Origin of the sequence: Streptococcus hyointestinalis (assembly GCF_041225505.1) — a bacterium.
Taxonomy (GTDB): Bacteria; Bacillota; Bacilli; order Lactobacillales; family Streptococcaceae; genus Streptococcus; species Streptococcus hyointestinalis_B.
Window position 1 is genome coordinate 1 of the sequence record NZ_JBCLSK010000047.1, and the last position, 9,953, is coordinate 9,953.

Annotated in this window: 7 protein-coding genes and 2 pseudogenes; 4 read left to right on the forward strand and 5 right to left on the reverse strand. The window is 42.3% G+C overall.

What is annotated here, in order from left to right:
* Together AALA56_RS09010 and rpsT are read right to left on the reverse strand one after the other, a co-directional pair.
* A pseudogene (locus AALA56_RS09010) lies at positions 1-451 on the reverse strand (IS256 family transposase); the annotation flags it as partial.
* A gap of 52 nt (positions 452-503) precedes the next feature.
* Positions 504-755 carry a 30S ribosomal protein S20 gene (gene rpsT, locus AALA56_RS09015; protein WP_369909721.1) on the reverse strand — a complete coding sequence of 84 codons (252 nt, stop codon included), beginning with the start codon at positions 753-755 and terminating at the stop codon, positions 504-506.
* A gap of 265 nt (positions 756-1,020) precedes the next feature.
* Here rpsT and AALA56_RS09020 point away from each other — a divergent pair, with 265 nt between their 5' ends.
* The 4 genes from AALA56_RS09020 (at position 1,021) to AALA56_RS09035 (ending at position 5,968) form a co-directional block, all read left to right on the forward strand.
* Entirely contained in the window at positions 1,021-2,202 is a 1,182-nt protein-coding gene (locus AALA56_RS09020) for an exonuclease SbcCD subunit D (RefSeq protein WP_369909722.1), read from the forward strand.
* Positions 2,199-5,333 (forward strand): AAA family ATPase, encoded by a 3,135-nt coding sequence (locus AALA56_RS09025; protein ID WP_369909723.1) that lies wholly within the window; start codon positions 2,199-2,201, stop codon positions 5,331-5,333. Before AALA56_RS09020 ends, AALA56_RS09025 begins: the two co-directional genes overlap by 4 nt.
* 176 nt (positions 5,334-5,509) lie before the next feature.
* The gene (locus tag AALA56_RS09030; protein WP_369909724.1) at positions 5,510-5,698 is read left to right on the forward strand and encodes a hypothetical protein; all 189 of its coding nucleotides are present in this window, start codon (positions 5,510-5,512) and stop codon (positions 5,696-5,698) included.
* A gap of 9 nt (positions 5,699-5,707) precedes the next feature.
* Positions 5,708-5,968: an alpha-L-rhamnosidase N-terminal domain-containing protein gene (locus AALA56_RS09035; RefSeq protein WP_369909726.1), complete on the forward strand. Its 261-nt coding sequence runs from the start codon at positions 5,708-5,710 to the stop codon at positions 5,966-5,968.
* 119 nt (positions 5,969-6,087) lie between these two features.
* On the opposite strand, the pseudogene AALA56_RS09040 reads toward AALA56_RS09035, so the two are convergent.
* The 3 genes and pseudogenes from AALA56_RS09040 to AALA56_RS09050 all read right to left on the reverse strand — a co-directional run.
* Positions 6,088-6,309: pseudogene (locus AALA56_RS09040) on the reverse strand (transposase); the annotation flags it as partial.
* A gap of 140 nt (positions 6,310-6,449) precedes the next feature.
* On the reverse strand, positions 6,450-7,460 hold the full coding sequence (locus tag AALA56_RS09045; protein WP_369909727.1) for a site-specific integrase: 1,011 nt from the start codon (positions 7,458-7,460) through the stop codon (positions 6,450-6,452).
* A gap of 1,099 nt (positions 7,461-8,559) precedes the next feature.
* Positions 8,560-9,705, reverse strand: a complete 1,146-nt coding sequence (locus tag AALA56_RS09050; protein ID WP_369909728.1) for an IS110 family transposase — start codon at positions 9,703-9,705, stop codon at positions 8,560-8,562.
* Between the last annotated feature and the right edge of the window lie 248 nt (positions 9,706-9,953).

The following is a 9,953-nucleotide window of genomic DNA, read 5'->3' on the forward strand; positions in this document are numbered from 1 at the left end:
AATCTTTAAACAAAGTAACAAAGTAACGGTCCAGAGCCTCCTCGTTAGGAAAAAGAACCTTCTTTTTCGTTTGACGTTTGATTTCTTTGTTAAGAGATTCAATGAGGTTTGTCGAATAAATGCTGTGCCAAATCTGGTAGGGAAACTGATAAAAAGTTAAAAGATTATCCGTATTCTCCAGACTTTCCATGACTTTCCTATACTTTGGTTTCCATTCAGCGATAAAGTCCTCTAAAGCGTGGACTGCTATTTCTAAATTTTCAGCACGATAAAACGTTTTAAATTGCTTCAGAATAACTGTCCGATCAGATTGCTTCACCTTACTAGCCAAATTTCGACTAATATGAATGAAGCAACGTTGTTGCTTAGCAAATGGGTAAGCCTGACTGATCATCTGCTCAAGCCCCTTGAAGCCATCGGTCACTACAAGAGAAACCTGTTGGATGCCTTGGTTTTGAAACTTGTTTAACTTTTTGGGGGCAGTACATAGGAGACTCTTTTTATTATTTACCCAATTTAGCTGCAAGACGTGATTTGTCACGGCTAGCTTTGTTTTTGTGAATCAAACCTTTAGTTTCTGCTTTGTCGATCGCAGCGCTTGTAGCGCGGAACAATTCTTCAGATGGGTTTGCTTCAAAAGCCTTGATAGCAGTACGCATAGCTGATTTTTGTGCTGAGTTTTTTTCGTTTTGTTTAACGTTCAATTCAGCGCGTTTGATAACTGATTTAATGTTTGCAAAAGTTCTCATCTCCATTTAATTCTAAATATCTCATTATGCTTGAAAATAACTCATTTGACAAGGGGAAAAACATCTTTTTGTGAAATAACTGCCTATCTGGGCTTTCTTGCCTTAAAAACCAGGCCTACAATTATTATTACAATCGTAATAGCAATCGTAATCGCCAAGGGAGAGGGTTGCAAGGGATTTTTGAAAAAATTTTTTTAGAAGGTTAGGGGGTGGACTTGACGTGACTAGGTCATCTGGTATGATAGAAACAGAAAGAGAGGAGAGGTCAAAAATGAAATTATTATTTACATCGGATTGGCATATTGGCCGGACCTTGAATGGCTATAGTCTGCTGGAAGAGCAGAAGTACGCTTTTGAGCAGATACTGGCGCTTGCTTTGGCAGAAAAGGTTGATGGGGTTATTATTGCGGGGGATCTCTATGATAGCTCGGTGCCCAAAGCGGACTTTGTGACCACCTTTGAGCAGATGCTGAGGAAGATGAATCTGGAGCACCAGCTACCTATCTATGCTATCTCGGGTAACCATGATAGTGCCAAGCGGCTTAATTTTAGCCGGGAATGGATGCAGCACCAACAGCTTTATCTCAATACCTTTATTGAAGAGGCCATGAGTCCAGTCGAGACGGAGGACTGTCAGCTTTTCCTCCTGCCTTATTTTGATCCCATGGATGCTCGGATCTACCTACAAGAAGAGCAGGGCTGGTCAGATGAGGAGGTCAAGAATGTTCGGACTCTGGCGGATGCCATGCAGGCCTTGCTGCCCCTCTTGGTGGCCCGGTTTGCTCCTGGTAAAAAGCGTATCCTCGTCACCCACTTTGCGGTCACTGCCTCAGGCCAGGATCCTCAAGACTTGACAAGTGAGACCAGCTCGACTGTAGGCGGCCTTGCGACTCTGAATGCAGCGATTTTTTCAGACTTTGACTATGTGGCTCTGGGGCATATCCATACCCATCATGCCTCCCCAAGTGAGACGGTGCAGTATTCGGGTAGTCCGGTCAAATTTAACGTCAAGGAGGCTGGAACTGATAAGGGAGTCTATATCCTTGAGTTTGATGAAAAGGGGGTAGAGAGTCACTTTGTCAAGCTGGAGCAGGAAACTGACCTGGTCGCTCTCAAGGAGGATTGGGAGACCCTGACAGATCCTGGCTTTTATCAGACCCAGCCTTGTCATCAGGCTTGGTTTGCCATCCAGGTGCAGGACTTTGATCGCAATGAACATGTGGGCAAGAACCTGCGGGCAAAGCTGGAGCAGATCTATGGGACAGTTGTGGAGTTAGACTATAGCTACAAGCAGGAGACCATTCGTAGGACTAGGGGGCGAAATGTAGAGGAGCTGGATGAGTCGACCATTATCGGGGATTTCTATCAGGAAAGCACTAGCCAGTCTCTGAGTTCGGCCCAGTTGGAGTTAGTAGAGGATATTTTGACGAAGATAAGTAAGGAGAAATCATGAGACCGATTGCTTTAAAACTATCTTATTTTGGCCCTTTTGAGTCAGCAGATATTGACTTTAGAAACTTTATAGAATCACCGATTTTTCTGATTTCTGGTGATACGGGAGCTGGGAAGTCAACGATTTTGGATGCCATGTCCTATGCTCTTTTTGGGGCGACAACAGGGAGTCGTGGTCCCAAGGAGGTTCGGAGTCAGTTTGCGACTGTTGAGGAAAAGACCCAGGTGACCTTTTACTTTGAGCAGGGGAGTCATCTGTATAGAGTCGTGCGTTCGCCAGAGCAGACGCTTATGGGCGCGCGTAAGGTGAGAAATCAAATGCCTGAGGCCTCTCTGGCTATTGTTGATGGGGTTGATGGCAAGGAACTTCAGAGCCTGGCTAGCAAGCCAAAGGATGTAGGGCTTGAAATTGCAGGCATACTTCGCCTGGACCATGAGCAGTTCAAGAAAATTATTCTCCTACCGCAAAATGATTTTTCTCGTTTTCTCAAGGACTCGTCAGAGGAGAAAAAGAAGATACTCAAAAAGATTTTTGGAACAGAGATTTTTGAGGACTTCCAAAATCGGCTTAGGGAGCGCTATAGTGCGGCCAAGTCAGCAGACGAGGAGGCGACAAGAGCGCTCCAGGATCACTACCAGTCAGATACATGGACTCCAGAAGAGCAGGCTAAGATTGAGGTTGCTTTGGAGGAAGAAAGGTTGGAGACAGTTCGTAGGCTCCTTCAGGTGCGTAAGGAAAGTCATGAGCTAGCTAAAAAGGCCCATCAGGAGGCAACAGCAGAGCGAAAACGGCTGGATGCGCTCTATCAGGAAGGTCAGAAACTGGCGCTGGACTTTAAGAGTTTAGAGGATTTGCAAGCGGACTATCAGGAGCAAATTCTGGATAAAACTGATGAGCAGGATGAAAAAGAAGGTCGTCTGAAGCAACTGAGTTGGGCAAAGCAACTAGATAGTGATGTTGCTAAAATCGACCAGGCTAGGGATAATGAGCGGGCTAACCAATCCAAATTAACGGAAGTCCAAGTGGCAAGCCAGAAACAGAAAAAGGCCAGAAAAGTCCTGGTTGAGCAGAAGAGCAAGCTCTTTGAAAAGGAAAAGGAAATCGATCGCTTACGAGAAGAACTCAAAAAGCTACCGACTCAGATCTTTAAAGCTAAGCAGGCCGAAGACAAGCAGGCCAAGATTGCTAAAGCCCAGCTGGAGCTAAACAAGATTCAGGCTCAGCTAAAAAAAAATCAAGCTCAAAAAAAAGAGCAGAGTGAGAGTCTGGCTCAGCTAGAGGAAAATGTCCTAGATCCAGCTTTACTGGAGGCAGAAAAAGCTCGGCTTGATGACATGTCTAGCTTTATCGATGGGGAGCTGAAGCGCCAGGCAGAGAACTACGAAAGTGCTCTGAATAAGGCCAAACAACTGGAGAAAGAATTGCTGGAGTATCGAAATAAGCTGCCTCAGCTAGAAGAGAAATTTGAACAGGCTCAACTGGAAGTTCAGGCAAAGGAGCAAGATCGGCGCCAGATGATGATTGTCCAGCTCCAGGAGGATTTAGTCGATGGTCAGCCCTGCCCAGTTTGTGGAGCGGAGGACCATCCCTTGGCTGAAAATGGTCATATGGTATCCAATAAAGAGTTGATCGAGCTGATCCAAAGTGTCGACCGGGCCCAAGCCCAGTATGAACAGAAACGGTTGGACCTGGATGTTCTGAAAAAAGAGATTGCTAGACAAGAAGAGGATTTTCAAATGCAGAAGAAGGAATACCAAGACTACCAGGCTCAGTTGAATGCCAGCTATAAGCAATTCCAAGCCAGCTTTGGTAGTGAATTTCCAGACTACTTTAACCTAGCAGCTATTCAGAAGGTCCGGAACGAGCAGCTGGACAGCTTTAAGGATAAGTCCCAGCAAAACCAAGAACTGCAGGCTGAGGCTGGTCGGCTTAAGGCCAGTCTCCAAGAGCTAGACCAGGCTCTTAACTTAGGACAAAAGGACCTGGATGCGAAAAGTAAGACGATTGAGAGCCTGCAAGCAGAAATCGCAGAGCTGGATGTCAAGGTTGGCAGTCAGGAACTAGAGGACCTGCAGAGCGATTACCAAAAGCAGGTTCAAGGCTATGAGGAGCAAAAAGAGCAACTGGAAAGCCAGCTGAATAAAAATCAGGAGGAGCTTAGTAATTACCAAGGCCAGATCAAAACTCTGGAGTCTGTTCTGGCAGACCTTGGTCAGGATCTTAAGGAGTCAGGCAGGAAATTAGCCGAAAAATTAGCAGCAGAGGATGCTCTGACCCATGAGGAAGCGGTCGCTAGAACCTGGCTAGCAGCCGACCAAGAGCTGGATGAGCTGAGAAGGCAGATCACCCAGTACCAGACACATAAGGAGCGACTGGAAAAGGATATCCAGCAGCTCGAAGAGAGCTTGTCAGACCATGAGCGTCCTGATCTAGTCAGCCTAGAGGAAAGCAGACAGGCTGCGATTAAGGCGGCTGAAATTCAGGCAAGCCAAGTGACCAGGGCTGAGACAGATCAAGCCCTGGCATCAAAAGAGCTCAAGGCGATTGAGAAGATTTTGAGTCAGCAGGCTGACTCCCAAGCTGCCTTTCAGTCTCTCTCCCAGCTCTACTATGCCATGGATGGAAAGACAGGGGGAGACAAGCTGGATCTAGAGACCTATGTCCTCCAAAGCTATCTGGAGCAGATCCTTAGCTATGCCAATGCCCACTTTATCAATCAATTGTCCAATAATCGCTATCAGTTTGAGCTGCCAGAAGAGGCGCGTGACCGCAGGAGTAACCGGGGCCTCGATATCAATGTCTATGACAATGAGACTGGCGAATCTCGCTCAACGGACACCCTTTCAGGCGGTGAGACCTTTATTGCAGCTCTGTCCATCGCCCTTTCCCTCAGTGAAGTCGTGCAAAACTCTTCGCGTGGGGTGCCAATCGATGCCCTCTTTATCGACGAGGGCTTTGGCTCGCTGGACCAGGAGACCCTGCAGAAGGCCATGCAGGTTCTGGAGGAAATCGGTGAGAACCGCCTGGTCGGAGTCATCAGCCATATCGAGGAGATGAAGGCCACTATCCGCCAGCAGCTGGTCATCAAGAAAACAGGCAATGGACGCAGTCAGGTCAAAGTGAGTGTGTAGGAAATTAGATTAGACAATAGAGGTTCAGGAAATTTCTGAGCCTCTTTGTTCTGTCATAGGTGCTTGAAAAATAAGTCTAAAAATTGTTGGGTTTTTGATAAGGGATGTCGCTTTTTGACCTGGTTGACTCGAGTAGATTTCCTATAATGAAGTAAAAGAGAATGGAGATCGTGAATATGAAAAATCAAGAATCAGCTTGGACAGGTCGCTGGCTCAGTGGACTAGGAGCTAGGGTTTCAGATGGGTCTGAGTTTACACTGGAAGATATGTTCTCCGGGAAAATGAAATCACAGAAACCTGTTGAAGAACGTTTTCATCCAGTGATTTATTTTAAAAAAGTCTTTCCCTTGTCTCAGGAGATTTGAACAGCTCAGTTGACGATTACCTGTCAGGGGATTTATCAAACTTTTATCAATGGTGAGGCTGTTACAGATAGGATTTTCACCCCGGACTATACGGACTACAGTGACTTTTTGATGTACCAGACCTATGAGATAGCTGATCTGCTTAGAACTGGAGAGAATGTGCTAGCAGTAGAAGGGTATGCAGATCGCATTAGTGTGCAAGGTGGTAGTGCTCAGTTTGGAGACCAACTACCCCTTTTAGCGGATGTGGATATAATTTTTGAAAATTGAGAGGAACTTCATTTTGGAACCGACGAAAGCTTTAGTTTAGGAGAGGGTAAGCATCGTTATGCAGATATTCAAATTAGTGAAAAACAGGATTTGCGCTTAAACAATGATTGGAAAACCAGTTCGACCAGGGTTGTCCAAGAAGCATTGTTTTCATTTGGGGAGATTTCATATCCAAGAACAGGCTTCTGTCCTTCTGGTGTAATGCCAAGTGCGATATGAATACATTCTTTACTAACGGTTCCACATCTTAATGGAAGATAGGTTCCGTCAAGGAATAAAACAGAGTAATTGACCTCTAAACTTCGCTCATGAAAAGTAGCGACATTCTCCTGAGTCGCTTTTGGGCTAGGAAGTTAAGCAATTCTGTGGTAAACTGAGTCGCAGGAATAAATCTCTTTCTAGTAATGTTTCGCAATTCTACTATAACGGATTTATTCCTTTTTGTGTTTACACAACTTATTTTACACTACCAAAAAGTTACTTAGTTTGCTTGTGAGATTAACTTATAGGCGTAGGATTTCTGAAACTCTTCTGGTCGATTGTGTCCGAGAGCACGTGATACAATTAAACAGGCCTTTCGATCAAGGACAACACCTTTTAATTCGCCTCGTAGATAAATTTTTTCCCTTTTATCCTTGATATCTTTAGGATCTCGTGCGACAAGAAGATAAAGACGCTTTGCGTATTCAGCACGATATTTGTGAGGTTTTAAAGCAGATGGAACTTGAAACACACGCTTTTTACCATCTAGTTTAAATTCTTCAACAAGCCTTTCTAATTCTTCTTTATCTCGTGTAATAATCGGAACCCAACGATCTCGTGCTCCCTTTGTTTTATGTTTTTTACCAATGATTTTAAGATAATATCGACCATCTTCACGTTGGTGTAGAGAATCACCAGTAATAGCCTTGAATTCATTTTTACGTAGTCCAGTGGCAGATACGATAGAAAACCAGCGATTATTTGTTTCTTCAGACATTCTGTCGTCATTTGACATTAAGCGATTATTCTTTTTGTTGGCACGATATCGAATATCCGTTGCAATAAAAATAGTAGAAGATACACCTAAAACTTTGGCTAATGCTGCTTTATAGGTTGATTGAGTAGGAGCAGAAAGTCCTAATTTTTTACAATGTTCTAAGTATTGATTAACTAACTCAATCCATCCTTCTATATCGTTAGATTTTTCAAGAACTTCTAATTCTTCGGCAGTAGCAGTTGCAGCAATAAAGGAAGCGAATCTGCTCCAGGAACCAGCATAGTTATGGAGAGTTCGATCGGTATGAATTAAATGAATGTCTTCGCCAGTTTTTTTAGAATCATTTCGCTTGATCCCCTTTCCTTTTTTAAAGCGCGTGACTAGATTAGTTAATCCTTTTGATTGGACAAATTGTTTACGGCCTTTGAAAGTAGTTAGAGAATCAATTTGTTGTTTCTTAGCTCTCTCTTTAGCTTTTCGTCGTTCTGAACGACTACGTTTCTTCTTTGCCATAGTTCTTTCCTTTCTATAGAAGATAATGTACGTTTAAAGAAGATCTTAAGAAGAATCTTAAGGCATTTTAATTCAAGTTGAAGTATTGCAGTGACCTAAAGCTTTTATTTACTGGTCTAGTATCTTCCCTTTGCTTAGGGCGCTTCTTAATTGATGGCTAAGAAGATAACCAGGTCATTGTACAACATGACAAGTTGACTCAATTCAAATAAGATGTAGAGTTCCATCATACAGATAAAAATCTGTTGTTTTTTCTTGTTAGACATTTTCAGGTTTAAATGCTCTGAATTTCGCTACTGAGTTAAGCTAGCTTTTGTATTTGATTTTTAGACTTTTGTTATTTACTTTGGTTTCTATACTTTTATTATTTACTTTGTTACGTTCAAAAAACTTTTTTTAAAACTGCTGTTGACATTACTTTTATTATCTATACATTTATTTTTTATTAGTAAATGAAATACAAAATTGGTTCTTTCCTAACCCAGCTAAAACCTGCTGTTTCCACGATAGCTACCTCCTTTCAAACATAAAAAACGTAGCTATAATAGTTACGTCTCTACTCAATCAATTATTTCTATAATATTAGTATGCCACAAAAAACAAAACAAAAAATCAGGATAAGATTATTTTACGTTATTCACTTTTACCTAGCGCTGTGTGTTTAGCGTGACTTACACATACGTTTCTGTCAACGCTAAACACACAGAAAAATTAGAATTGCAAAAAAACTGAGGGATGAGAGAAAGAGGTACAAGTACAAAAAAATTGAGAAGTAAACAATACCTTTATCAGTTTTTTTAATTTTTTATTTTTATAATTTGAAATTTATGGCAGACTATATATAGAGAGAAAAAGGAGGTTACATATGTATGAGCATATGTTTTTTTTTATTACAGGCCTAGTATATGAACTTGGCCCTCCAGAAATTGGTATCATTCAATTTACTTTTAAACTCAATAAACAACAAAAGACAAACTATAAGAAAAGTCAATAGTTTCGTCTGAATTCTTTTTGTTTCAAATGTAATGATTTGAGAGAACGCCAAAAAGCCCTTGAAAAATACTCATTTTTCAAGGGTTACATCTATCGTTTTAGAAGGTTATCTCACTTTTTGTTCGTCAAAGGGGATATTGTTTTTGAGGAGATAAAACAAGACTCTAATCAGCTTTTTGGCGACATGGGTGATGGCCACATTGTAATGCTTTCCTTGTTCTAGCTTGGTTCTGAGGTAGGCTTTGAACGCTGGAGAAAAACGTGCTGTTGCTTTAGCAGCTTGTAAGAGCGCCCACCTCAAATGAGGCGACCCTCTTTTGACCATTTTTCCAGCTAAATCCATCTGTCCTGACTGATAAATGGCAGGCTCCAGTCCAGCGAAAGCTTGTAGTTGAGCAGGCGTGTCAAAGGTGTGAATATTTCTGATTTCAGCTAGGATAACAGATCCTAATCGATTACCAATCCCAGTAACAGTCGTGATGACCGAGGCAATCTCAGCCATCAGCTCATCGACTTGCTTTTCAGCTTTAGCGATGAGCCTGTTATAGTGTCGGATATTCTCAATGATTTCGATGAGCTCAAACTCACGGGCGGGTGAAGTTGTCCCGATAGAGTTAGGAGCGACCTTGAGAATATCCTTTATTTTAGGGACTGTTAATCGCTTAATGTCAATGAGCTTCTCAAATCCTGCCTCAAGCATTTTTTGAGGACTAGGATAGATTGAGAGAAGTTCATAGGCATAATTAGAATGCTTACTGATGAGTTTGTCTAACTCAGGGAACATGACATCTAGACAACGTGTGTACTGGACTTTCCAATCTGCCTGTTTTTTCTTGAGGCGATGGATATGTCTGGTAAGAATCTTTAACTCTTCTTGCCTATTGTCATGACGAGATTGTTCCCGATTAGGATCAGAAAGAAGTTTCAGTGCAATGACGCGAGCATCCTTTTTATCGGTTTTTGTTTTGCGAAGTGAGAGTGATTTAGCGAACTCCTTGATGAGCAAGGGATTGTAGGTATAGACCAGATAGTCCTGTTCATGAAGGAAGTTCAAGAGATTAAAGGCATAATGTCCTGTATCTTCAAGAGCGATACGACAGTCTTGTTTGAGTTGTTTTAGAGTATTGTGTAGGAGTTCAAACCCCGCTCTGTTGTTAGAGAAAGTGAGCGGTTTAAGGGCTACCTGACCTTGTTCATTCAAGACCGTTACATCATGTTTGTTTTTAGCGACATCAATGCCTACATAAAGCATAGCGTTACCTCCTAGCATGATCTTCAATCGCACCTGGTACTCCACGAACTTTTTGCCTTGTCACCTTACACGAGATAAAACGTCACTGCGTTATCAAACTCATTACCAATTGAAACAAAAAGCTGTAGTTAGAGCCTTTTAGAAATCGTCAAGCGATTGGAGGAAAAGAACTAATCCACAGTGGCTTATACCAAGTGTATCACTTGGGCTCTGGCAGTAGCTAACTGCACTAAATATAATATAAAGAG

Excerpts from the sequence above, each read along its gene's own strand:
- rpsT (WP_369909721.1), bottom strand. The coding sequence starts at position 755 with ATGGAGATGAGAACTTTTGCAAACATTAAATCAGTTATCAAACGCGCT.
- AALA56_RS09020 (WP_369909722.1), top strand. The coding sequence starts at position 1,021 with ATGAAATTATTATTTACATCGGATTGGCATATTGGCCGGACCTTGAAT.
- AALA56_RS09025 (WP_369909723.1), top strand. The coding sequence starts at position 2,199 with ATGAGACCGATTGCTTTAAAACTATCTTATTTTGGCCCTTTTGAGTCA.
- AALA56_RS09030 (WP_369909724.1), top strand. The coding sequence starts at position 5,510 with ATGAAAAATCAAGAATCAGCTTGGACAGGTCGCTGGCTCAGTGGACTA.
- AALA56_RS09045 (WP_369909727.1), bottom strand. The coding sequence starts at position 7,460 with ATGGCAAAGAAGAAACGTAGTCGTTCAGAACGACGAAAAGCTAAAGAG.
- AALA56_RS09050 (WP_369909728.1), bottom strand. The coding sequence starts at position 9,705 with ATGCTTTATGTAGGCATTGATGTCGCTAAAAACAAACATGATGTAACG.